Source organism: Lactobacillus sp. B4015, from assembly GCF_026536055.1.
Classification (GTDB): Bacteria; Bacillota; Bacilli; order Lactobacillales; family Lactobacillaceae; genus Lactobacillus; species Lactobacillus panisapium.
On sequence record NZ_JAFNOY010000001.1, the window covers coordinates 291,843 to 316,378 of the forward strand.

The window sequence follows — 24,536 nt, forward strand, 5'->3', positions numbered from 1 at the left end:
AGAACGGGTGAGCGGTCAAATAAGCCTATTAAGTGGCCAAATTTTTCACACAAAAAAAGACCAACTTTTGCAAGTAAGTCTTTTTCTGCGTGTTATATATTAATTTATATATTTGGCTTATTTTCCTGGTATCTGGTATTGAACAATGGACTAAGCGGTTCATTTTTTTGAATACACTTAATCGCATCCCCAATAAGTGGACCGACAGAAACAAGTAAAGTCTTATCCAACTTTTTCTCGGCAGGTTGGTTAATTGAGTCTGTTAACACCAAATTTTTAATCGGAGAATCATTCAGTCTCTTAATTGCCGGGCCAGACAATACAGCGTGAGTGGCACTGGCATAAACTTCAGTCGCACCCGCATCAATTAATGCTTGTGCTGCTAAAGTAATTGTTCCGGCAGTATCAATCATATCATCGATAATAATTGCTCTTTTGCCTTTAACATCGCCAATAATATTCATAACTTCAGCGACATTAGCACGTGGGCGACGTTTATCAACAATCGCAATTGATGTACCCAAAAATTCTGCTAACTTTCTAGCACGGGTAACGCCGCCATGATCGGGCGATACAACTACAGCATCTTTTTCCAAGTGATTACTTAAGAAATAATCTGCCAGTAATGGTGCACCCATCAAATTATCCACAGGAATATCGAAGAAACCTTGAATTTGTGGTGCATGCAAGTCAAGTGACAATACTCTAGTTGCGCCAGCTTCTTGTAACATATCTGCTACTAGCTTAGCGGTAATTGGTTCACGGGGACGTGTTTTACGGTCTTGGCGAGCATAGCCGTAATAGGGAATCACAATATTAATCGTCTGTGCACTTGCACGGCGGACGGCATCAATCATGATTAACAATTCCATCAAATTGTCATTGACTGGAACACTGGTTGACTGAATCAAATACACGTCTTTGCCTCTGACTGACTCGTCAATATTAATTTGAATCTCGCCATCGCTAAAGCGCTGCACACTGGATTCACTTAGTGGAATACCAACGCGTTCAGCAATCTTTTGCGCTAACGGTACATTCGAATTAAGGGCAAACAACATCATATTGTCTTTATAAGACATAATTTCCTCCGTATAATATTTGTCTACAACTTATTATTTTACCAAAAGTTGCCGAAAAAAAGTTAATAACCATATTTATTATTCAACTTTAACCAGTGACATTCAAGCCCTTAGGGCTAATTATTCAGGAAAAAAGGCATTTTTTTCTAGTTTAGCATAGCTTTTTAAACTAAAAGCTTTACAACTTAGCTGCTTTATAGCTTTATCACCTAGCCCGAACACTTCATGAAAGCATGACATAAATTGCACTAATTAAACTAGAAAAAGCATTATTAATGCGGCCAAGGTTTAATTCATTATTTATTCGCATGCAAAACTGCAGCAACATTACCGTGTGCTTTTGCCAGCAAATCCCTAGCATCTGCCTTTGACCTACCAGTTTCAATCATAATAATTGCTACAGAAACATCATTTGCACTATTATGTAAAGCCGTCATTGCTTCACTAGTGGAAACACCGGTTGTTGTGCTAATAATGCGGCATGCACGGTCAATTAGCTTGGCATTAGTCGGCTGAACGCCAATCATGACGTTTTGGTAAACCTTCCCCTGCTTAATCATCACACCGGTGGAAATCATATTTAAAATCATTTTTTGTGCGGTACCAGCCTTCATTCGTGTCGAGCCCGTGATAACTTCTGGACCAACAACGGCTTCAATACCAATTTCTGCATGTGAGCTGATTACGGCATTCGGAACACAAGCTATTGCAATCGTTAACGCACCAACCTCGTTAGCAAAATCAAGGCTGCCAACTACATAAGGCGTTCGGCCACTCGCCGCTAAGCCTATCACCGTGTCTTTTGCAGATAAATGAAGTCGGCGCAAATCTTGCTGACCGAGCTCAAGATCATCTTCTGCTCCCTCAACCGCCTGTAGCATTGCCTTCTTGCCGCCTGCAATTAAGCCAACTGCCCGCTCTGGCTTAATGCCATAGGTCGGGACTAGCTCAGCTGCATCAAGTACTCCCAGCCGGCCACTGGTGCCCGCACCAATATAAATTAGGCGGCCGCCTTGCTTATACCTTTTAGCTGCGGCGTCAATTGCTCGCGCAATTTGTTGATCCTGCTGGCCAACAGCTGTAGCAACTTTTTGATCTTCATGATTGATTGTACGAACCATCTCAAGCGTTGACATCGAATCAATGTTCATCGTGTCGGGATTGCGTTCTTCCGTAATTAAATCTTTAATGTTCATTAATTCTTCTCATTTTTATTTGGTTTTAACTGTTACAGCATCCTGGTTAATTTCTACTTGACCAGCAGCAAGCGGCGTAATCTGAGCAACATCTTCCATATTAGTAATGATTGTCATTACATCTGTTGGCTTACCTGCATCTTTAAGAGCAGCAAGATCAACTTTTGCAATAATGTCTCCGCGTTTAACGTGTTGACCGCTGGCAACCTCAATTGAAAATGGTGCACCCTTTAATTCAACCGTGTCTATGCCAAAATGTAGCACTAATTCTAATGGGCCGGTTGCTGACTCCATCGTAACTGCATGCTTGGTATCCATAATTGTTAATATCCGACCATCAACAGGCGCAATAATGGTACCTTCATTAGGAATAACAGCGAAGCCGTCTCCAAGCATTTTTTTAGAAAAAACATCATCTGGAACGGCCGTTAGGCTCTCAATCTGACCACTTACGGGACTGGCCAATGTAACTTCTGTTGCAGCCGCAGACACTGCTGGCTCTGCGGTACCAGCTACTAATGAGCCATCTTCATTTTTAGCTACCATTGCACTCTTGGGAACACCCCAAAGGTAAGTAAGAACAAAACCGCCAAGATAAGCTGCTAATAAGCCAAAACAGTAAATCAACGCCTTGTTATTAGCAATCAACGGAATTAACGCAATGCCTGAGGTTCCGATAGCAATTGATCCGACATTACCAAAGGCTCCCAGAACGGCACCACCAATTCCGCCGCCGAGACAAGCAGTAACAAAGGGACGGCCTAATGGCAGGGAAACACCGTAAATAAGCGGCTCGCCAACACCCAAAATGCCGACTGGCAAGGCACCCTTAATTAGTTTAGTGAGTTCTTTATTTTTCCGGCATTTAACCCACAATGCAATCGCCGTACCAACTTGGCCAGCTCCAGCCATTGCTAAAATTGGCAAAAGCGGTGTATAGCCCATTTTTTGAATCATTTGCAGGTGAATTGGCGTCAGAATCTGGTGTAAACCAAACAGAACCATTGGTAAAAAGGCGGTGCCTAGGATAAAACCAGCAACTGGCCCACCAACATGCAGGACCCAATTTATGCCACCGACTAGTGAATTTGATACCCAACCGGCAAACGGCATAATTAGAAAAATGGTGACTAATCCCATAATTAATAAAGTTAAAAATGGTGTGAAAATTAAATCTAGTGATTCTCCCATGTGATCATGGAAAAATTTTTCAACATAGGACATGAGCCAGACGCTAAGTAAGACGCCAATGATCCCGCCTTGACCCGCTGCAAGAGGCAACTTGTCAAAAATATTGGGAATGGTCATTGGTGCAACTACTCCGGGCAAATAAACAATCCCGCCAATAATTCCACCTAGTCCAGGAGTGGCGCCAAATTCTTTGGCCGCATTAATACCGACGTAAATATTTAGGTAAATAAAAAGCCCGTTGGCAATAACGCCAAGAACAGTAACCCCTAGGTTCCAACTAAGCGGAAGCATCTTGGCTGTCATCATATTACGTAAGATTCCAGCTACACCAGAAATCAGTCCCGCACCAACGAATGCTGGAATTAGCGGAACGAAAATAGCTGAAATATGCTCCAATGCACTGCGCCACCAAGTATTTTTTAAACTAGCCTTTTGGGCAGTGTGAACGCTAGCTGCCTTTTTCATGACCGCTGTTTTATTTTCGTCATATGAACTAGTCGAGTTTTGCTCAAGATTCTCCGGAAAAGGATCATTTTCTTGAACACCAGCAGCCTTAACCATCGACTGTGCTACCTTGGTATTAACGCCTGGACCAACAACTACCTCTAGTGTCTCCCCAGCAACAACACCGATAACTCCAGGAACTTGCTTAAGCTTTTCAAGATCAACTCGATCTGGATCTTTAAGTGCTATTCTGATTCTAGTCATACAATGGTAAAGCGATTTAACGTTAGCGATTCCACCAATCTGCTCGTAAATCTGCCTACCCATTTCATCATATTTGTCTGAGCTCATTTTTCCCCTCCTATTTAAAATACAAGCTAAGTATATTATTAAATAGACCAATTTTCAATTGTTACCGCTCAATCAATTGATGTTGACTTTTTTTCTTTTTATTTTAGGGCTATACCAATATATCAAAATTACTTATATTATTGCCATAACGTAAAAAAACTGCAGCTAACGCACTTAAACGTTCCTGCAGTTTTATTAACTTTACTATTTAACTAATAAAAATTCGTCAGTCGTCAGCCGATGTGCACCAAGTTTAGTTAACAAGTGGTTATAATGCTCACGGATTGGCTTTACAACTGAATCGTGGTTATATGAAATTAGCGTGATCGAGTACTTTTCGTCTAATGCACTCTGAACAGTTGCCTTCAAACAAGTTTGACTCATTAATCCAACCACAAAGATATTCTTTGGTCTCATTTCGTGAATTCGCTGAACAAGGTTTGATTGAGTAAAGGCACTCGCAAATTTTTTAGTATAAACAGGGGCTGAATCTGCTACTTCCAATTGAGGAGACAAGCTACCATGATTTTCCTGTTTAATGTAAAAAATAGGTTCATTACTTTTTTCAAAGGTTTTAATAATACGATTAATTTGATTAATCCTTCTTGTTTGTCCGGCTTTTCCTCCCCAGAATGGCTTTGATTGCTCTTGAACATCAACAACTAACAATAAATTATCGGCTGACATAGTTAACCTCTCGCTTGATGAAAAATAAATAAGATCTAAAACTTTTATGTATACTATATATGCATACATAAACTTAAAGTTCATCGATTCAGCAACTTTTCTCTGAATCTGTTTTCATTATAACGCGATAATGTCAACTTTCAATATAATCATTATTACAATTAAGAAAAATTGTAATAAATTGGTAATAATCGCTCTATGACGGTCTTTTGAACGAATTGTAATTTCTATTTTTTTAGAATTTTATTTTGCCGCCGTAAAAATCAGCTCTTGTCCTGCTTCAACTTGGTCAAGTAAAGCCAAATCAGCCGAAACGACATTAGCAATCACATTAACGCGCTCATCAGCTGGCAGGTCACACTTGGTTATTTGCAATTCACCTTGATAGCGTAAGTAACGTTCATTATCACATGTCAGACTTCCCTTAGGACGCGTTTTAGGACTTGTTTGCGCGTTCACGTCAAATAACTGCCTTTTTCTACCTTCCACTAAGCGAACAACATCGCGGGCAGCATCAGGACGATTATGCCATTCATTCGTCAATAATTCAGGCACTTCCCGATCCAAGTGCAAAGTGAGGGCCTTTTTCTTTGTATAATTAGTGAAACTAGCAATTGTGGTCGCCTTTAAAGCGGCATCCCCAATAAACACATGATCACAGCCTAACTTTTGCAATTCCAGCGTTGCTGCCAACGGATTTTCATTGCGGTGCTTTTCTAAAGTTGGCAAACCTGCATGAATAGGTCCGCGCCGACAACTATCCCCGGCAACAAAAGCAACGGTCTTCAGATTTGCTTGGTGCAACCATTCATTCTTTTCTTTAAGCCATGAGCTAGCGAGTCCAGTTTCAGGTCGTGGATAATAATTGTGCCATGCCTGCAAATGATCAAAATTAGCACCGTGAACGCGCAAAGCAGCTAGTTCATCTTCGCTAATTGTACTTGCATTCAAGGCAATCGGCATTTTTTTTGATAGTCTTGCGATTGTATTAACATTCACACCAGCGTCGATGCGCAATCCCGATAAATTCAGCTGACTAAGCTGCGCCACATCGTTAATTGCTACTCCTAATCGTTCTAAGCCTTCTCGCGAAACATCGGCAATAATTGCTGCTTCCAAGTTCTGACACCATTTAGTCAACTCTTGCAGGCGTTTTAATACTTGAGCGGGATCATCTTCCGGAATATTTAAGGATGTAAAAACCGTAGTTAAACCAGCATTGCGCATTGCAAGTAGATAATTATAGTCTTCAGCCGTTAAATCATGATTAAGATATATTGAAAAGCCCAACATGTCTTTTTGCTCTCCCATTTCTATTATTAAAGTGAAAACACTTACAAATAATATTATACTATTTTAATTCACTAATTGATTATAAAACAAAAAGTCGTGATTTTTTTCACGACTCTTCATTTATTCATATTTAATTTGTATATTAGTTCTCTTGAAGGTTAAAAGTACTCCAAGGTTCTACCAAATCGAGCAGGTCTAAATCATCTGCTCTTAGGTGTCCGACTAAGTTTCGTCTACCATCATTTTCAAATGGGGTTAAGACAATTTGTAATTCACCTTTATAACGTGGGTATTGCTCGTTGACAACAACGATGTCTCCACATTCAAAAGTAGTCTTTTGATTGTTATGGGCAGGAATATCTTCCTTGGCATAAACAACACGTGGTTTAGTATCTCGCAATAAAAATTCCGATGCATCTCCGCGGTATAAGTGCGGTTCTTTCAAGCAAATTGTGCGTTCAATTGGCAAAACATCGCTTTCAAATTCTATTCCTAAAACTGGAAATGGACTATTAAAAGCCTTGGAAGCTGCTGCCAATTCTTCTTCACTAGCAAAAGCATTACCGATAATAATATCGTCAATCATTTTACTTAAGCGTAAATGCGTGACTTGACTAGCAATATTGCGCAAACGGTCACTTTCCATTGTTGGCAAGCCTTCATGAACTGGCCATGGACCAAACTTAGCATTTTTAGAAGAAATGAACGCAGCGGTATGCAACCCGTATTCACGGTACTTGAACGAATAATCCATAAAGATATCTTCGCTCAGTCCCGTATATTCCTGAGGATAGAAGTTGTGACAACCAATTAGGTTATCAGGCTCTGGGTCATAGGACATAATACTGTCAAGGTAATTTGTACCACGACTCATATTTAGTTCAATTTTCAGACCATATGGATTATGCGTCATTGCCGCTTCTTCCATTCCGCTGAAGCCCTCATCTAACCGAAGACCCCAGACGCCTAAATCATGGAAGAAAACCAAGTTGTTGTAATCAATCTTTAATTCCTTAAATAATCCTGGGTTGATATCAACTACGGTCGTAAAGCCTAACTTATTAGCATAAGCAATATCTTGCTTTAATTTAGCAAGCAGGTCTTCGCCATCAGCACTCTTTAACTGCAGAAGTGAGGTGAAAATTCTGCGATAGCCATATTTGTAGGCTAAATCCATATATTTCTTATCCTGTTCAAATGAGCTCTGCTCAGGATAAAGTGATATACCTAACTGTTTCATATTTTACTCCTTAGGCTTTATTAACTTTATTTGGATCAACATTGTTTGAAGCAATGACGAATGGGACGTAGATTAAGAAGCCAACTACCATATTAATCAATTGTAGAATAGCTGCACGCCAATCCATAGTACCAAGAATAGAGTTCAAAAATGGTGGCATTGCCCAAGTTATCTGAGTATATACTCTATTTACTAAGCCAAGGCTCAAAGCACCATAAGCAATTGAAGCCATAACTAATGGAGCAATGACAAATGGAATAATATATATTGGATTTAAAACAATTGGCATACCAAACATCACAGGTTCATTAATGTTAAAAATGCCAGGAACAAGTGAAACTTTAGCAACAGCTCGCTCATCTTCACGCTTAGAAAAAGCTAAAACAGCTAAAATAAGAAGCAATGTTGAACCAGCACCACCGATCCAAACATATAAATCAAAATCTGTTCTAGTCCACATATAAGGCAATGGTTTCTGCATTTTATATGCACTTTGATTAGCAAGCAATGCAGTCGTCCAAATACTTTCTGTGATTGGTGCCATTACATTCGTACCATGAATACCAAAGAACCAGAACAATTGAACTAAGAACGTAATCAGTATGACTGATCCATATCCCTGTCCCATTTTCATCAGCGGCTCTTGAATTGTTTTGGCAATAAAGTCAATAACAGTCGTGTTATTTAAAGTAAACAAATAGTAAATAATACCAACAACATATAAACCTGCAGTTGCAGGAATAATCCCTGTGAAGGCATTTGAAACTGCAGGTGGGACACTTTCTGGCATCTTAATGGTGATGTGTTTCTTTACTAACCAAATATAAATTGAAACTGAAATAGCTCCCATAATCATAACGGTAAAGAAGCCATATGAACCAAAGTACTTGCCAAAATTGAAATAACCCCAAGCGCTAACATTTTTACCAGCAACAGCTGCACCAGCATCAGTTAAACTCTTGATATCAATTTTTGACAAAGCATTCTTTAAGTCTAAAGAAAAACTTTGAGGCAATCCCATGATAAAGGTACCTAAGGTGACTAACCCACCGGCAATTGGTTCTACATCATATTGCCGGCACATTTGATATCCAAATGTAAATGCAAACAATACACCTAAAATAGCAGTTGTTCCTGTCCAAACTACTGCATTAATATTAATCAACCATTGCATTGAGTTGACTATACCAGTCCAACCTAAGTTTGTAGGTACATCTCTGAAGATGGCATTAAGCACATTTGCAACAGCACCAGCCATAATCAGTGGCATAAGTGAAATAAACGCGTCACGCAAAGCTACAAGCCAGCGAATTGACCCAATCTTGGCTGCGACTGGGACGACATGCTTATTTAACCAATTTATTAAAGCATTCATAATAATTCTCCTTACTATATTTCTACTCCAACTGAATTATAACACATAATTTGGAAACGCTTTAGTATTTTTTGGGCAGAAATCCACGTGGCTGTAGCGCTGACGGCATTGGTATACACCAAAGTAAGCTCATAATCACGGTATATTTATTGATTATCATCAATAATGGTATATACCAAAGTTTTTTTAAAAAAACCATAAATATAATTACAAAGAAAGCTTTTTCAGCATTTGTATAGCAAAGACAGGCAGTTTTGAGGAAATTTTGAGATAATCTTTTTGATTGCAACTAAAAACCAAGCAGCAATTACCACTTGGTTTTTACTTATTTAGTTTTTGCCATTTTTATTCCTTTAAGTTGGGAACGCTTTAGAATTTAATGTGAGTGTTCATTGTGGCGATTAAAATTGCAAAATTGGTATGAACCATGAACAACTAATATTCTTAATATACTAGTCATAGTCAGACTTTAAAAATATTTTATATTATTTTTTCCTTATTTACTCAAAAACTTTATTTAAAGAAGCTGGTAACACTATCTGCCTTTTTAGATAAAAAAGCCAGTAATTATTAAGATAAAAACTTATAAAAGAGTTTTTCAAATATTGAATTTTTCAAGATAAAAATATTTAAGACTTTATTTGCTTGCTATTAAAAAATTAAATTTACATTTTTTTGTTTAAAATATTCTACCCATTCAGTATCAGGTTTTTTATCCGTAATTACATCACTCAATTTTGAAATATCTATTAGATGAACAAAACCTTTTTTCCAAAATTTAGTGGAGTCTACAAGAAGATAGACTTCATTTGCTTGCTCAATCATAATCTTCTTAATTACGGCTTCAGAATCTGTTGAGTCTGTGACACCTTGAGCTATATCTAAGCCCTTACAGCTAATTAAGGCAACATCCACATTGTAGTTTCTTAAAGTACGCTCCGCAATCACACCATGAAATGAAAGGCTTTGTCTATCTAATATTCCACCTGAAGAAATAAAGTTGGCTTTGCCATTGTATAGTTGCCTAGGAACTTCAGCAGAATTAGAAACAATTGTCAAATTTGTATCCCTTAGAAATTTGATGGCATTGACAACCGTCGAACTTGAATCAGCAAAAACACTACTGTAATTTTTCAACAGTGATGTAACTTTTAAAGCTATCTTATCTTTATTTTCTTTGTTTCTAGCTAAGCGTCTATAAAACGGTACTGCAAAATCAATTTTAGATTCATTTAGAATTGCCCCACCATATGTACGAGTAATTAGCCCTTCTGATTCAAGTTGACTTAAATCCCTTCTAATAGTCTGATTTGTAACACCAAATTTTTTACTTAAATCAGAAATATTAACAGAATGATTATCTATCAAATCTTTTTTTATTAATTCTATTCTTTCCATATAAGTTCCCACTTCCGACAGTCTTTAAATCTATTCTAGCAAATGTTTAATTAATATAATACAAAAATATATCTAACTTTTAAAAAATAAAATAAGACCAAGTTTAAAGACTTGATCTTATTTGCTAAAAACAAATTTAACTTTAGTAGTAATTAAAAGGGTAAAAACTTTAATAATTATCTAGTTTTAACTCGGCCTTACTCTGTGAACCAAGTACGTGAATCTTATGAACAGCCTCATCTTTTATCCCCTCACGAACATATTTTTGAACCTCAAGGTAAAGCTGATCACGATGTTTATTAAATGCTTTCATAGCCGCAATACCAAGATCAGTATGAATATTAACCTTGCAAATTCCCATTGAAACTGCCTTAGAAACTTGATCATCCGGAATTCCCGATGCGCCATGCAGAACTAGTGGAACCGACACCACATTAGATACTTTTTCTAATACATCAAAATTAAGGCTTGGCTTTGAAGTATATACGCCATGAACTTGACCAATTGCAACCGCTAAAGAGTCACAATGCGTTTGATCCACAAATTTTTTAGCAATCGATGGATCGGTATATTTATAGTTCTCCATTGCCTTTTCATATTTATTTGGATCCGCCACATGACCAAGCTCAGCCTCAACACCAACATTCAAAGGGTGAAAATATTCAACTACTTTTTTCGTTTCGGCAACATTTTCTTCAAACGATAGCTGAGAGGCATCACGCATTACAGAATTCATACCATAATCATATCCATTTTTAACGATATCAAAACTGCGTCCATGATCCCAATGTGTTATTACTGGTAATGATGAATGCTTTGCCATTGAGACCATCATGCCAGCGTATTCCTCAAAAATAGTATTATGGATAAAACCTGTACCAAATGAAATAATCACAGGTGAATTTTCCTGCTCACAGGCATCCATTACTCCTTCAAGCATTTCGACGTTCCAAACATTAAAATGAGGAATTGCAAAATGGTTTTTTTGAGCAATTTTTTCCCAATATCTTACATCTGCCAACATTATATTCAATCTCCCAAAATTTAATCATCAAAATCATAATGAAATACAACTTTTATAGCTGACTTGTCAGCCATAGCATCAAAGCCCTTCTGCCACTCTGAAAGACCATATCTATGGGTAATCATTGATTCAACATCGACCTTATGAGCAGCCAACAATTTTGTCGTCCGACGCCAAGTTGATGAACTATAGGCTTGATGCCCTTTAATATCAATGTTCCACTCAGTAATACGGTTAATTGGGTAATTAAATGATTTATATCCCATACCCACACGTACAATTGTTGCATTTGGGCAAACCATTTCAATAGATTGATGTAAGGCTACCATTGCTCCAGAACATTCAATAACAGTGCCCAGGTTCTCTTCTCCAATTATTTCCTTGCAGCGCTTCACTACATCTTCTTTGGAACCGTTAACGCAGTCCGTAGCCCCCAATTTCTTAGCTATATCAAAACGATATTTGGTATCTGCATCAAGGCCAACCACGACTATCTTCAAAGCACCTATTAGTTTAGCTATCTGTACTGAAAAAAGACCTAAAGGGCCCGTACCAAACACTACCACATCATCGCCAGGTTTTAATCCGGATTGTTCAGCTACTGCTTTATAAGCATTACTAATAGGATCAAGACAACTTGCCTCTTCATATTTGACATTATCTGGAATTCTCCAAAGTGCATGCTTGTGAATACGCAAAATTTCACCAGGAACTAAGCAGTATTTTGTAAAGCCGCCACCCCAGTGATTAGTATCTAAACCTAAGTTGATTTTATGTGGACAAAGTAAGAAATCACCCTCATCACAAGCGGGACACAATCCACAAACATGACCAGTATTGTCAGAAACTACTCTATCGCCAACTTTCCAGTCAGTAACCTTGCTTCCAACTTTAACAACATCACCCGCAAATTCATGTCCACGAATAGAGTTAAAATCTTTTGATCCATTATCAACTTTATAATGTTTCATATCCGCGCCGCAAATTGTTGCAGCCTTAATCTCAATTAAAACATCTTCCGGACCCACTTCAGGCACCGGTACATCAATCATTTTATAGCCACCAAATGGCTTACCATAGCGAGCTAATGCTTTCATATCATTTACCTTCTTTCCTTTATATTGAACCAATTTCTTCAACAGATTTTCCTCTGGTTTCAATCCCAAAAATTCCAATCATAAGAGCAGTAATTAAACAAGTAACACCAAGTAGTATAAAAACACCGGTAACACCAACTGTATCTAATAATTTAGCAACTACGAACGGAACAATAATTCCACTAATTCTACCTATTGCATTACATATACCTGACCCTCGTAATTTTGCATTTGTTGGCCAAATTTCAGGAACATACACTGCTGAGGCATAACAAACAAACATATAGACTGAGATCATTAAAAAGAAGCCTAAAATTGAAATCATTAGCATTCCTTTTTGTAATGAATAAATATAGCCTAAAATAGCCATAATGCTCAATAAGCCTATTCCCATTGCTTTTCGTGGAATTTTATCCATTATTAAAGTGGCTATAAATATGCCTACAGGTGCCCCAAACATATTCATGGTATTGAGAAAAACAGAATTTTTAATATTAATTCCTTGTGTTAAAAACATTGTTGGTAGCCAATTTATCAAAGTATATTGCGTAACGTTCATTGCAATTAACGAAAAGGAACCTAAAACAACTCTCTTCAAAAGGTCACCTTTAAATAGTTCAGAATAAGAAATATTCTGTTTAATATTCACATTTTCTTTCTTGGCACTGGGCAAATTACTATGAGTTTCTTTAATTACTTCATTTTCAATGCTAGTTAACACTTTTGTCGCTTCATTATAGCGTCCCTTAGATTCTAACCATCTAGGACTCTCGGGAAAGACCTTCCATGCAACACAAGAAATGAGGCTGGACAGAACAGCCGGAATTATGAATTGCAAACGCCAATTCATATCGGGGGCAACTGTTTCCGTTAAAAACATTGCAATTACTGAACATACTGGATATGACCAGTTTCCAATAAAAGAAACACGTGATGACCAAGTACCTCTACTTCTTGAAGGCATATATTCAGTAAAGCTAGCAAAAAGAATTGTTAACAGTGCACCTAAAGCTATACCCATAAAAAAGCGGTCAAACATCAAGAAACTCATATTCGGAGACGCAGCTGCAATTATCATTGTTAATATATGCATCACCTCAAAAAACAAAAATGTTTTCTTTCTACCTGATCTATCTCCTACATAACCACCTAGCAAAGCTCCAAAAAACATTCCTGCAGTACTTAAAGAAGTGAACAAAGCAGTTAAATTATTATTAGTCCAGCCGATGGTTTTTAACTGTGCCAAAACTAGTCCACCAATTGCATTGCTCCAGCATGTTAATAGCGCAAATCCTACAATGAGAAATATTTTCCAATGAAATTTACTTGTTGGAAGTCTATCCAGTCTGGATCCCGCATGAGGTATTTTTCCATTTTCCATTTTGACCTCCTTATTAGAAAGTCCTTATTACTATTTGAGTCATGACTCAACTTTTATACTAGGCTAAAAATGTCAAAAGTCAATATTATTTTTATTTTTTGTTTTCGTTTAATACATTAATTATTTATTAAAGTGTTGTTTTATTAGCATTTATTGCAGAACAGTTTGCCTTATTATTTTATTTTGCATTCTTTTTTTACATTTTATGTTTCAAAACAACATTTTTTGTTGTACCATAATGTTAGCGATTTCAAAAAATACGAAAAGAGGATAGAAATGAATAATGGATATAGTTCCGAACTAGTTCTAGATAATTTACCTTTCTCACGGTGGCATCTAGAGAATTTCTTTATTTTAGGATTTGGTTTACAAATCAACGGTGTTCTCAATTCTTCTGGAAATTCAATTCTAGCTGATTTGGTTCATAAAGGTTGGTCTAATAATTATTTGAATGCAGCTTTTTCGTCAGTCATGATGACTGGATTCTTTATTGGATCACTATTTGGCGGTTGGCTCGGTGATAAATTAGGTAGAAAACTTTCAAATGAAATAGCAATCATTATCTTTACGAGCTTTTCATTATTAGCAGCTTTTTCACCAAATATGGTTTTTTTGATTATTTGCAGAGGACTAATGGGTATTGGTATGGGAGCAGGAATCGAATTAGGTTATGGCTCTTTTACTGAACTAATTCCAGCTAAATTTAGAGGCAAATGGCAGGCTATGCTATCCTGCTTCGGTAATCTTTCACCGTTAATTGCTTCGATAGTTTGTTTGCTAGCAATCCCTACAACCGGATGGAGATCTGTTTTTATAATTTGTTCTGTTTGTGGTTTTATTTCTTTCGTCTTCTTTTATCGATTTTTTCGAGAATCGCCTCACTGGTTATTGCAAAATGGTTATAAAAAAGAAGGTGAACATTTAATTAAGGAAATAGTAAACAAAGTAGAAAAAGAACAGGGACACAAAATAAACATACCAAAAGAAAAATTGACTACGCCAATTGAAAACCAAAGGAAAGTCAACATTCCCTTAAAATATTTCTTTTATGGCGCTCTAGGTAGAAGAACTTTGGTTTGCTCCGTCACACTAATAGCAATGAACTTAGCCTTATACACCATTAATAATTGGATTCCAACAATTTTTGTGAATAATGGCATAACTGTTACTAAATCTTTATTAATGACGACTATTATGATCATCGCCGCTCCAGTAGGAACTTTCGCATCAACATTAATTATGGAATTTTTACCTAGAAAATGGTTTGGCGGAATTTTTATTATTGCTATCGCTATTTTGGGGTATATTTATGCGCAGCAAAGAAGTGAAACTAATATTTTAGTCATTGGTTTTCTAATGATTTTCATTCTTTACATTTATAACAGTTTCTCTTCTGCTGTATATGCTACAGAACTTTGGCCTACGCAAGTCAAAATGCGCGGACTTGGTATATCAAACGCAATTGGTCGCTTTGTTGCTATTACTTCTCCATATTTAATTGCCTGGCTTTTAACTGATTTTGGCGTTATGGCTGTTTTTATCACATTAGGTGTTTTATTAGGTCTTTGTGCATTAATTATTTTCTTATTTGGAATTGAAACCAGAAAAAAAACTATTAATGAAATTGACAGTTCTATTAATTTAAAAACTAACAAGGAGGTTAATCATGCATAATACAAAAGCTGTTCTTAAAGAACCAGGCCAAATGATAATCAAGGATTCAGAGATTGGTGACCCTAAGGATAATGAGGTGCAAGTTAAAGTCTGCGACGTGAGCATTTGTGGGTCGGATATGCACGGGTTTACCGATGGCCCGTATTTACCACCTAAGGATCCAAAACAAGAAATAGGTTTGGGGCACGAAACAGCTGGAATAATTTCGAAAGTTGGCAAAAAGGTTAAAAATTTTAAGGTTGGTGATAGAGTTGCTATTGAACCTGGGGTACCTGATGGAACATGTGATTTTTGCCTATCTGGGCACTATAATGTTTGTCCAAATGTTGATTTCTTAGCAACAGCACCTAATTATAAAGGTTCGCTTACAAACTATATAAATCACCCAGCAGAATGGACATACCATCTACCTGACAATATGAGCTTAGTTGAAGGCGCAATGACTGAACCTGCATCAGTTGCTATTCATGCTGCAGAATCAGCTGGTAATTTACTTGGCAAAACTGTAATCATTTTAGGTGCAGGTGCTGAGGGATTGTTAACCACCATGGCCGTAAAAATTGCTGGTGCAGCTAAAGTTGTAGTTATCGATGTTATGGAAAATCGTCTGATGAAGGCTAAAGAACTAGGTGCAAATGCCACTTTCAACGGTAAAGACAAAAATATCGTCAGTGAAATTAAGTCAGTTGTGGGTAAAATTGGTGCCGACTTTGTTTACGAATGTGCGGGAAGTAATGCAACGGCTCAAATTGGGCTAAAAGTTGTCAAAAACACTGGAACATTTTTCATTCTGGGAACGATTCCCGGAACCACACCAGTTGAATTTCTCAAAATAAACCGTGAAGTAACAATTCATACCCTTTTTAGATACGTTAATGACTATCCTAAGACTATCAAAATGATTGCAAGTGGAAAATTCAATGTTATGTCCATTGTTGATAAGTACTTTGTATATAACGATATCCAAAAAGCATTCGAATTTGCAACCCAACACAAGAGCGATTTTATTAAAAGCGTAGTGATAGTCGACAAGTCATACAGGTAAGGTGAAAAAATGTCACAAGACGTAATTTGTGTAGGAACTGCTTTAGTTGATATTCCTTTATTCCCAATTACACCCAAGATACTGGATGAGGTTTCAGCGCCAATCGAAGATATATCCATGAAAATTGGTGGCGATGCTATCAATGAGGCGATCATTATCTCCAGATTGGGCAAAAAAGTTTCATTGGTTAGCGCTGTGGGCGATGATGTTGCTGGACACTATGTTATCAAGATGGCTAAAAAAAATAAGGTCGACATTTCTAATTTAAAGATTGATTCTCGACTAACAACTTCAATTAATGTTGGACTAGTAAAGCCTGATGGCCAAAGAACCTTTATTACAAATAAGAATGGCAGTTTGTGGAAGATGGACGAAACAGACATTGATTTTAGTTCAATTAATAACAGTAAAATTCTGTCTATGGCAAGTATCTTCAATAACCCGTTAATTGATGACCAAGTCATCCTCAAGATTTTTAAACAAGCAAAAAAAGAAAATATGCTTATCTGTGCAGACATTGATGCACCCCGTTTGGGCGAAACAATCGATGATATTAAATATATTCTACCTTACATCGATTACTTCTTTCCGAACGACAAAGAGGCTGCCCATCTAACTGGTTTAACCGGCCTTGAAAACCAAGCCAACCTACTGCTTAAATTAGGCGTTAAAAATATCATTATCAAGACAGGAGATCAAGGTTGCTTTATCAAAAACAAGTATTTAATGAAGTTTATTCCTTCATTTAAAGTGCCATCCAAATTTGACATTGATACTACTGGAGCCGGAGACAATTTTGCAGCAGGTTTTATATCTAAACTAGTTGAAGGTGAAAGCTTTGAAAATTGCGCACTATTTGGCAACGCAGTCGCCTCTATTTCAGTAAGAGAGCTAGGTGCAATAAATGGTTTGAAAAATAAAGACCAAGCTGAACAGTTAATAACAAAACGTAAAAGATAAGGAGTTACAAAATATGAAATTAGGAGACAATATGCAAGTTTCACGTATTGGATTAGGCACTTGGGCACTAGGTGGAGGGCCAGCGTTTACAGACTATAACAACCATCAATCAGCCATAGAGACAATAAGGGGAGCATTAAAATATGGTATTAATTTGATTGATACTGCACCAGGTTATAATTTCGGCGAAAGTGAGAAGTTAGTTGGAGAAGCTATCAAAGAAAATAGGGAGAAATACACTATTATTACTAAATGTGGAATAACTTGGGAAAGACAAGGGGCTTTCTTTAATAAAGTTGGGGAACGATCCTTATATAAAAACTTGTCTCCTGAATCAATTTCTTTGGAATTATTCGATACATTAAAGAGACTGCAAACTGATTATATTGATGTCTATATGACTCACTGGCAATCAGTTGAGCCTTATAAAACACCAATTTCAGAAACCATGAGATATTTGATGGAATTAAAGGAGAAGGGAATAATTCGCGGAATTGGTGCGGCAAATGTTAACGCTAATGATGTGCGAGAATATCTTAAATACGGTCAACTTGATATTATACAATGCCGTTATAGTATCCTTGATCGGGAAGTTGAAAAAGACTTGCTACCACTTTGCAAAGAAAATAATATTGTTTTAGAAGCTTACTCACCACTGTCAATGGGTATCTTATCAGGCTCAGTGCCACGTGACTATGTACCGCCTAAAGGTTCTGCACGAAATGGCAAAAAGTGGTTTAAACCCGAAAATTTAGTAAAAGTTGATGACATGCTTGACGCTTGGCAACCTTTATGCCAGAAGTACAATTGTACGTTAGCTAACTTAGCCATTGCCTGGGTTCTTAACCAAAGCGAAAACGTTAATGTGTTGAGTGGATCTACATCCCTTGATCAATTAGATGAAAACAGTAAAGCAATGAATATTAAAATTGAGCCAAATGATCTCGCACGAATGAGAAAGATGGCTGAGGCTTTGGATAATTAAAAAGTTGCTTTAGTTAACTACTGTATAATCAATTCTTAAAAAATTAACTCTCTGAATCAAAATTATTATTAGTTCAGGAAACAAAAAAAGATAGTAAAAAGCATCCCAATCCATAATCGAATTTATTTTAGGGATGCTTTTCTTTGTTATTCGGTTTGATAAGGTCGATAAGTTTTGTGTTCAGTTGAATATTCCACTACCCTTTTGATCTTTAGTCCAGAAAAATCGATCAGGGACACACCATCAAAACAGTATTCCTTTTCCTCTCTTGCTTGGAAAAACCACGTAACAACAAATTGACCCGAGGTGGTTTGTTCGATCTTAAAAATTGTCCACTTTAAGACCGTCTGTTTCTGGGCCGCCACTTTAATATATGCTTTAAGTTCAGCTAGACCTTGGTAAGTAGCTCCGTAACACTCACGGTAGAACATGTCTTGTTCAAACCATTGATCAAGCTTGGAAAAATCTTTCTTAACCCAGGAATCAAAATAATCTCTGATAATTTGCTCCTTTGCATTCACAATCTGCTCTTTAGTCATAGCGCATATCCTTTTTTATTTATTACTGCAATTTACCTTAGAAAAAAGGCGGCACCTATTCGGCGTCGCCTTCTATTTTTATACGTGACTACTTGTTAGTAGTTGCATAATCAGAAATGTTCAAAACTTGTTGGAAACCATTTGTACTAGTAATTGTTAAAACTGTGTTGTTGTTACTAAACTGAATAGCACTCTTGTCTACCCCATTAACAGTTGCAATTAATTGCACAATTTGGTCAGCTTCAGTACTAGTTAAGTTCTTTAAATCAGCAACTACAACTTTTTTACCGTTAAGAGCTGCTTTTGCAGTATTAATTTTACTTACCGCATCATTAACTTGCGCAATAGTTGAACCAGCAGAATTAATTTGGTTACCAGTGGTAATTGCAGCATCGTAAGCATCGCGAAGTGACTTAGCTGAAAGCTTGTAAGCGTCACTTGCCTTAACCGTTGCATCTTGGTTTAAAAGATCTTGCAAAGCCTTTTTATCGGAGGCAGCAGCATTTACAGTGGCGTTTTTAGCTGATTCCGGTGTATTCACTGGCGTCAGTTTTTGACCACTGATTGTGCTAACATCGTCTTCTTTAATAAAGCCATTCTTATCGCTTTGCAACTTGTAGAACAAGACAGCCTTATTTTCAGCTTCAACCCAAATATAACGCAGTTCGCTTACCCGAGCAGTGTGACCCTTAGCAAACGTCTTGGTAGTTTGAAGAACACCTTTATCGTTGTAAACATTAGCATCACGAGCAAGAGTTACAAGAGTAGAGTTAGGATCTTGTTCTGGCTTAGAATTTGCTGGTTTTAATTGCTTACCGGTAATTACACCTACATTATTCTTCTTAACCCATTGATCAGTACCAGGATAATTGCTGTCGCTAATCCGGTAGTATAATTTACTTCCGATGTATTGCAATTTATCAACTTGAATTTGTTGACCAGTTCTAAGCAATTTCTTAGTTGAATGGCCTTCACCATCATAGATGTAGGCATTGTGGCTCAATGTAATAACAGTTGGGTCATTTTGATTGTCACTTGGTGTGTTATCAGTATCAGCAGGCTTTAACTTACCAGAAAGCTTGCCAACATTAGCTGCCTTGATAAATTGATTATCTTGACCACTAATTCTGTAGTACAGCTTTTTGCCAATATGAATTGATTGGTCAAAGCTTACGGTTTGACCCTTCTTGATCTTCTTTTTATTGGTCTTACCCTTAGCATCATAGATATAAGCATTGTGCTTAATCTTGCCTGTTACAGCTGTATTTGCTGCTGGAGTTGTTTTACCAACTTTCTTGCCGTCAACATAGCCAACGTTAGCAGCTTTTACAAAAGCACCATTACCAATGTCATAGTAGTCCTTGCCAGAAATTGTAACCTTTGAACGGTAATTCAAGGTAATGCCCTTAACAATTTTAGTATTCTTGGCACTGCCCATGTAAGTCTTCAGGCGCTTTCCATCCTTGTCATAAACATATGCATTATGACTTAACTTAATTGTGCCTTTTTTCGAAGTTTTCTTCTTAGCCGTTGCCTTTTTGGCAGCTTGTACAGTTACAGCTTGACTAGTACTTATTACTGGACTAACACCAATCAGTGCAGCAGTCGATACCATCATTAACTTATGACTTAGTTTCATCTATTATCTACCTCGTTTTAAAAAACAATCTCAATACAGTAATTGTATACTAAAAAAGAGATTTTATAAATCAAGTTGGTAATAACTTAACTTTTCTTAATACTCTTAATTAAATACTAAAAACAAAAGTTATTGCGCCAATTTTTGTAATAATTATACTTTACTTTGCTAAAAGAACAAACTATTCAGCAGCTTTTTTACGCATTTGCCGCTCACTAATTGCAGTATAAAGCAAAAACAGCACTGCTACTATTGATGCACCGTAAAGCACGGTATTGCTGGCAATCCAGCCAAAATGATCAACTAAAATACCAATTAATGCTGTCGCCAATGTCTCGCCAAAAATGTACTGGAAAAAGCCCATGAATCCCGTCGAAGCACCAACGGCAAACTTTGGCACAACTTCATTGATCATTAAGCCAACAAGCGTCAGCGGGGCATAAATCAAGTTACCCATGATAATTAGGGCAATAATAATTACAGTGTGATTGCTACTGAAAAAGTAGCAGGTTAAACAAAGCAGCATTCCAATTACACAGACAATTGAAACTGTCGCCCGCCGACCCTTTAAAGCGTCAGAAATTGCACCAATGATAATCACGCCCGGCACAGAAGCTAATTCAAAAATACCAATTACCCATTTGGCTGCTGCTGGATCAAAACCCTTATTTTGAACTAAATAAGAAGGAATCCAACTTTGAATACCGTAGCGCACAAGGTATAAGGACATTGATGTTAAGGTTACCGCCCAAACAAGCTTATTTTTCAGAATGTATTTAATAAAAATTTGCGTGATGCTTAAATCTGTTTGATCGGAGGTAGAAACTTGGCCATTATCAAGGATGACTTTGTCACCGGTATAAGTTGAAATATCTGGCAAGCCCACTACCTTTGGCCGATCAGCTCCTAACAGCAGGATTAAGATGCAAATTATGAATGAAATAACCGAGGCGGTGTAGAAAACTGCAGGAATCGAGCCAGAAAAAAGAAAGACCGCTAGTTGTACTATGGCAACGCAGATAAATGAACCGGCATTGTGGGCAGAAGACCAGATCGAATACATTGTGCCCCGCATTCTTGGCCCCCACCAAAGCTGAATCATTTTTTGACAAGCCGCTGCACCCATTCCTTGGGTTACGGCCATTAAAAACATTAAGAGCATCATTAAATATAAGTTTTTGGTTGAGCCCAAGAAAATATTTAATACTGCCGACAAAAACAGGCCTGCCATCAGGTAGCGGTTGGAATCGCATTTATCAGCAAAAACGCCCATGAATAACTTAGCCACACCGTAGCCAATGCCAAAGCAGGATAAAATCAAGCCAATGTTAGCCGTGGAAAAATGATAGGCCTTCATAATATCATTTTGCTCGGTTGTAAATACTAGACGAATAATGTAATAACCAATATAGCCAATACAAGTTGCGAGCAGCACGCCAAATTGCCGCCACTTATACGTACTTGCAACCTTTTCAGGTGGCACAATTTTCTGTGAGTCAGGTTGTTTTAAGATCCATTTAAACATTTTTTCACTCCCTTTTTATTCATGATAGCACTTTCTTAGAAATTTTAAAAAACTAAAAAAGCTTTAGCAATTTTGCTAAAGCTTTAACTATTATAGTTATTTCCAATTTGGATCATCGGCCAACGGTAATTTGTGCCAATAATCTGCTTTGTTAACTTGACGACCGCGAGCAATCGCCATGTCGTACTTGTTAACATCCTTTGTAATCGTTGAATCCGCAGCTACAAAAGCGTGATCAGCAATATTTACTGGCGCAATCAAAGTTGAGCCTGAACCGATAAATGCTCGGTCACCAACATTAATATGGTCCTTTTTAACACCATCGTAATTAGCAAAAATCGTACCGCAGCCAACATTAATGTCTTTACCTAAAGTTGCGTCGCCAACATATGTTAAATGACCAACCTTCGAGTTTTCACCAATTTCAGCATTTTTAATTTCCACAAAGTTGCCAATGTGTGCTCCCTTGCAAATAAGTGAATTTGGTCGTAAATGAGAATTTGGTCCGATATCAGTATGAGCAGCCATTTCCGAATTCTCAATCGTTGATGAAGTTACAGTAACATGATCGCCAATCTTAGAATCAGTGATTCTTGAACCAGAAGTAATCAGACAGTCACTGCCAACTTCTGAATTACCCTTGATAACCACATTACCTTCAATGACAGTATCACAAGCGATTTTAACATCTGCATCAATATAAGCAGTATCCGGATCAATAAACGTTACACCGTTTTCCATGTGCATTTGATTAATCCGCTTTTGCATAATTTTAGTAGCTTGAGCCAGCGCAATCCGATCGTTGACACCAATACTTTCACTAAAGTCACGCATCCTGTAGGCACCAATTCTTTGGCCAGCATTACGCAAGATTTCCAAGACATCAGTCAGGTAGTATTCACCCTGAGCATTCTGATTATTGACATGCTTTAATGCATCAAAAAGTAGTTTATTGTCAAAACAAAAAACGCCAGTGTTAATTTCCTTGATCTTTAAATCTTCGGGGCTACCATCTTTTTGCTCAACAATTCGCAGCACGTTATCTTGATCATCACGGATAATTCGTCCATAGCCATAAGGATCAGGAGCCTGAGCTGTTAAAACTGTAGCTGCATTACCCTTGTTCTGATGGTAATCAAATAATTTTTGGAAGGTTTCACTGGTAAAAAGCGGGGTATCTCCCGTAATTACCAGAGTAGCGCCATCTTTATCAGCCAGTTCTTTTTCGGCAGTTAAAACGGCGTCACCAGTACCCAACTGCTTTTTCTGTAAAGCGAATTCGGATTTGCCAGCAAGCACTTTTTCAACTTCCTGAGCACCATTACCAACGACCGTCACAATTTTGTCAGGCTTAATCGCTTGGGCTGCTTGAACAACGTATTCAACCATTGATTTACCACATACTTGGTGCAAGACTTTGTAAAGGCGGGACTTCATCCTTGTACCTTTACCAGCTGCAAGAACAACTACAAACTTTTTCATTACTTTTAGCCTCTTTTATTCTCAGATTAATTCTTTACTTTTTAGTATAACATTTATCCTAAAAGCGGTTAAAGTCCGTATGTGCTATAAGTGTGCCCGGTTCGGCCAGGATTACTTTCTTTTTACCGTCAACTCGCTTTATTTTAACTAAAGAAAGATGCCCCTCTATTAGTTTTTCATCTTCAAAATCGGCTTCACATAGTACACAAACACCAGCAATATTACTGTTAAATTCTCTAACTAGTTGCTGCATTCCTGTTAGCGTACCACCAGCCATCATAAAGTCATCGACTAATAAAACATTTGAGTTTTCTTTCAAAACCCTTGTTGGCAACTCCATTTTAGACACGCGATCCAGAGAAGAAGAAATATAATTAACCGAAACGGTGGCTCCTTCTGTCACCTTCGAGCGTTTACGCGCGATAATAAACGGAACGTTCAAATAACGAGCGACAGCCTGAGCAAGTGAAATCCCTTTAGTTTCAATTGTCATTACCACATCTATATCGGCATAAGCGTAACGCGTTGCAATCAGCTTGCCAATTTTTTCAAGGTCTTGGGGATTGCCCAGAATATCAGAAAGATAAACAAAGCCTCCAGCTAAAATACGTTCTGGATCCTCAATTCGCGTTGCCAAATCCTGCAGGTAATGTTGCGCATGCTTTTTACCCCAAAATGGAACATAGCGGACACCACCAGCAGCACCTGCTACAGTTTCTAAGATTCCATCCTGGTTATCAGCTAAAGTATGCTTTAAAATTGCCAAGTCTTCAGAAATGGATGATTTAGCGGCACCATAACGTTTGGCAAAAAACGGTAATGGAATTAAGTCGTGTGGTCGCTCCATTAAATATTTAGTCATGTCAACTAATCGCTCTGAACGTTTCATAAAATCTCCTCCCCAATGTTTGTTTTTTACATGTTTCTA

At 37.4% G+C, this 24,536-nt stretch carries 20 protein-coding genes; 4 read left to right on the forward strand and 16 right to left on the reverse strand.

The window, feature by feature from the left end; all coding sequences use genetic code 11:
* Positions 1–104: 104 nt before the first annotated feature.
* The 11 genes from J3U71_RS01470 to J3U71_RS01520 form a co-directional block, all read right to left on the reverse strand.
* The gene (locus tag J3U71_RS01470) at positions 105–1,082 is read right to left on the reverse strand and encodes a ribose-phosphate diphosphokinase (protein ID WP_220268490.1); all 978 of its coding nucleotides are present in this window, start codon (positions 1,080–1,082) and stop codon (positions 105–107) included.
* A 296-nt stretch (positions 1,083–1,378) separates the two neighbouring features.
* Positions 1,379–2,278 (reverse strand): N-acetylmuramic acid 6-phosphate etherase, encoded by a 900-nt coding sequence (murQ, locus tag J3U71_RS01475; protein WP_267392418.1) that lies wholly within the window; start codon positions 2,276–2,278, stop codon positions 1,379–1,381.
* Between the two features lie 15 nt (positions 2,279–2,293).
* The gene (locus J3U71_RS01480; RefSeq protein WP_267392420.1) at positions 2,294–4,264 is read right to left on the reverse strand and encodes a glucose PTS transporter subunit IIA; all 1,971 of its coding nucleotides are present in this window, start codon (positions 4,262–4,264) and stop codon (positions 2,294–2,296) included.
* 204 nt (positions 4,265–4,468) lie between these two features.
* Positions 4,469–4,951: an isochorismatase family cysteine hydrolase gene (locus J3U71_RS01485; protein ID WP_220220165.1), complete on the reverse strand. Its 483-nt coding sequence runs from the start codon at positions 4,949–4,951 to the stop codon at positions 4,469–4,471.
* A 243-nt stretch (positions 4,952–5,194) separates the two neighbouring features.
* Complete coding sequence (locus tag J3U71_RS01490; protein WP_267392421.1) at positions 5,195–6,244, reverse strand: DUF871 domain-containing protein; 1,050 nt, start codon at positions 6,242–6,244, stop codon at positions 5,195–5,197.
* A gap of 142 nt (positions 6,245–6,386) precedes the next feature.
* Positions 6,387–7,484, reverse strand: coding sequence for a DUF871 domain-containing protein (locus J3U71_RS01495; RefSeq protein WP_267392422.1), 1,098 nt, complete (start codon positions 7,482–7,484; stop codon positions 6,387–6,389).
* Between the two features lie 10 nt (positions 7,485–7,494).
* Positions 7,495–8,859, reverse strand: coding sequence for a PTS sugar transporter subunit IIC (locus J3U71_RS01500; protein WP_220232318.1), 1,365 nt, complete (start codon positions 8,857–8,859; stop codon positions 7,495–7,497).
* A gap of 651 nt (positions 8,860–9,510) precedes the next feature.
* Positions 9,511–10,257 carry a DeoR/GlpR family DNA-binding transcription regulator gene (locus tag J3U71_RS01505; protein ID WP_220268494.1) on the reverse strand — a complete coding sequence of 249 codons (747 nt, stop codon included), beginning with the start codon at positions 10,255–10,257 and terminating at the stop codon, positions 9,511–9,513.
* 169 nt (positions 10,258–10,426) lie between these two features.
* On the reverse strand, positions 10,427–11,281 hold the full coding sequence (locus J3U71_RS01510) for a class II fructose-bisphosphate aldolase (RefSeq protein ID WP_220268495.1): 855 nt from the start codon (positions 11,279–11,281) through the stop codon (positions 10,427–10,429).
* 20 nt (positions 11,282–11,301) lie between these two features.
* Positions 11,302–12,420, reverse strand: coding sequence for a zinc-binding dehydrogenase (locus J3U71_RS01515; protein WP_267392423.1), 1,119 nt, complete (start codon positions 12,418–12,420; stop codon positions 11,302–11,304).
* Complete coding sequence (locus tag J3U71_RS01520) at positions 12,398–13,759, reverse strand: MFS transporter (protein ID WP_267392424.1); 1,362 nt, start codon at positions 13,757–13,759, stop codon at positions 12,398–12,400. Before J3U71_RS01520 ends, J3U71_RS01515 begins: the two co-directional genes overlap by 23 nt.
* Before the next feature lie 165 nt (positions 13,760–13,924).
* Here J3U71_RS01520 and J3U71_RS01525 point away from each other — a divergent pair, with 165 nt between their 5' ends.
* From J3U71_RS01525 to J3U71_RS01540, 4 genes are read left to right on the forward strand one after another with little or no spacing between them, the layout of a single operon-like run.
* Complete coding sequence (locus J3U71_RS01525; protein WP_220268498.1) at positions 13,925–15,433, forward strand: MFS transporter; 1,509 nt, start codon at positions 13,925–13,927, stop codon at positions 15,431–15,433.
* Positions 15,426–16,478: an NAD(P)-dependent alcohol dehydrogenase gene (locus tag J3U71_RS01530; protein ID WP_220268499.1), complete on the forward strand. Its 1,053-nt coding sequence runs from the start codon at positions 15,426–15,428 to the stop codon at positions 16,476–16,478. Before J3U71_RS01525 ends, J3U71_RS01530 begins: the two co-directional genes overlap by 8 nt.
* A 9-nt stretch (positions 16,479–16,487) precedes the next feature.
* On the forward strand, positions 16,488–17,438 hold the full coding sequence (locus J3U71_RS01535) for a carbohydrate kinase family protein (protein ID WP_267392425.1): 951 nt from the start codon (positions 16,488–16,490) through the stop codon (positions 17,436–17,438).
* 31 nt (positions 17,439–17,469) lie between these two features.
* On the forward strand, positions 17,470–18,423 hold the full coding sequence (locus J3U71_RS01540) for an aldo/keto reductase (protein WP_267392426.1): 954 nt from the start codon (positions 17,470–17,472) through the stop codon (positions 18,421–18,423).
* Positions 18,424–18,569: 146 nt separating this feature from the next.
* On the opposite strand, the gene J3U71_RS01545 is transcribed toward J3U71_RS01540, so the two are convergent.
* From J3U71_RS01545 to purR, 5 genes are all read right to left on the reverse strand, one after another.
* Positions 18,570–18,962: a nuclear transport factor 2 family protein gene (locus tag J3U71_RS01545; protein ID WP_220268502.1), complete on the reverse strand. Its 393-nt coding sequence runs from the start codon at positions 18,960–18,962 to the stop codon at positions 18,570–18,572.
* Between the two features lie 88 nt (positions 18,963–19,050).
* Complete coding sequence (locus tag J3U71_RS01550; RefSeq protein ID WP_220268503.1) at positions 19,051–20,601, reverse strand: SLAP domain-containing protein; 1,551 nt, start codon at positions 20,599–20,601, stop codon at positions 19,051–19,053.
* Positions 20,602–20,782: 181 nt separating this feature from the next.
* Positions 20,783–22,126, reverse strand: a complete 1,344-nt coding sequence (locus J3U71_RS01555; RefSeq protein WP_220220170.1) for an MFS transporter — start codon at positions 22,124–22,126, stop codon at positions 20,783–20,785.
* A 96-nt stretch (positions 22,127–22,222) separates the two neighbouring features.
* Positions 22,223–23,608 (reverse strand): bifunctional UDP-N-acetylglucosamine diphosphorylase/glucosamine-1-phosphate N-acetyltransferase GlmU, encoded by a 1,386-nt coding sequence (gene glmU / locus J3U71_RS01560; protein WP_267392428.1) that lies wholly within the window; start codon positions 23,606–23,608, stop codon positions 22,223–22,225.
* A 58-nt stretch (positions 23,609–23,666) separates the two neighbouring features.
* Entirely contained in the window at positions 23,667–24,497 is an 831-nt protein-coding gene (gene purR / locus J3U71_RS01565; protein ID WP_103752269.1) for a pur operon repressor, read from the reverse strand.
* Positions 24,498–24,536 lie beyond the last annotated feature (39 nt).

Coding starts and splice junctions, on each gene's coding strand:
- J3U71_RS01505 (WP_220268494.1), bottom strand. CDS start 10,257: ATGGAAAGAATAGAATTAATAAAAAAAGATTTGATAGATAATCATTCT.
- J3U71_RS01480 (WP_267392420.1), bottom strand. CDS start 4,264: ATGAGCTCAGACAAATATGATGAAATGGGTAGGCAGATTTACGAGCAG.
- J3U71_RS01530 (WP_220268499.1), top strand. CDS start 15,426: ATGCATAATACAAAAGCTGTTCTTAAAGAACCAGGCCAAATGATAATC.
- J3U71_RS01510 (WP_220268495.1), bottom strand. CDS start 11,281: ATGTTGGCAGATGTAAGATATTGGGAAAAAATTGCTCAAAAAAACCAT.
- J3U71_RS01520 (WP_267392424.1), bottom strand. CDS start 13,759: ATGGAAAATGGAAAAATACCTCATGCGGGATCCAGACTGGATAGACTT.
- J3U71_RS01540 (WP_267392426.1), top strand. CDS start 17,470: ATGCAAGTTTCACGTATTGGATTAGGCACTTGGGCACTAGGTGGAGGG.
- J3U71_RS01470 (WP_220268490.1), bottom strand. CDS start 1,082: ATGTCTTATAAAGACAATATGATGTTGTTTGCCCTTAATTCGAATGTA.
- J3U71_RS01485 (WP_220220165.1), bottom strand. CDS start 4,951: ATGTCAGCCGATAATTTATTGTTAGTTGTTGATGTTCAAGAGCAATCA.
- purR (WP_103752269.1), bottom strand. CDS start 24,497: ATGAAACGTTCAGAGCGATTAGTTGACATGACTAAATATTTAATGGAG.
- murQ (WP_267392418.1), bottom strand. CDS start 2,278: ATGAACATTAAAGATTTAATTACGGAAGAACGCAATCCCGACACGATG.
- glmU (WP_267392428.1), bottom strand. CDS start 23,608: ATGAAAAAGTTTGTAGTTGTTCTTGCAGCTGGTAAAGGTACAAGGATG.
- J3U71_RS01495 (WP_267392422.1), bottom strand. CDS start 7,484: ATGAAACAGTTAGGTATATCACTTTATCCTGAGCAGAGCTCATTTGAA.
- J3U71_RS01535 (WP_267392425.1), top strand. CDS start 16,488: ATGTCACAAGACGTAATTTGTGTAGGAACTGCTTTAGTTGATATTCCT.
- J3U71_RS01490 (WP_267392421.1), bottom strand. CDS start 6,244: ATGTTGGGCTTTTCAATATATCTTAATCATGATTTAACGGCTGAAGAC.
- J3U71_RS01545 (WP_220268502.1), bottom strand. CDS start 18,962: ATGACTAAAGAGCAGATTGTGAATGCAAAGGAGCAAATTATCAGAGAT.
- J3U71_RS01555 (WP_220220170.1), bottom strand. CDS start 22,126: ATGTTTAAATGGATCTTAAAACAACCTGACTCACAGAAAATTGTGCCA.
- J3U71_RS01550 (WP_220268503.1), bottom strand. CDS start 20,601: ATGAAACTAAGTCATAAGTTAATGATGGTATCGACTGCTGCACTGATT.
- J3U71_RS01500 (WP_220232318.1), bottom strand. CDS start 8,859: ATGAATGCTTTAATAAATTGGTTAAATAAGCATGTCGTCCCAGTCGCA.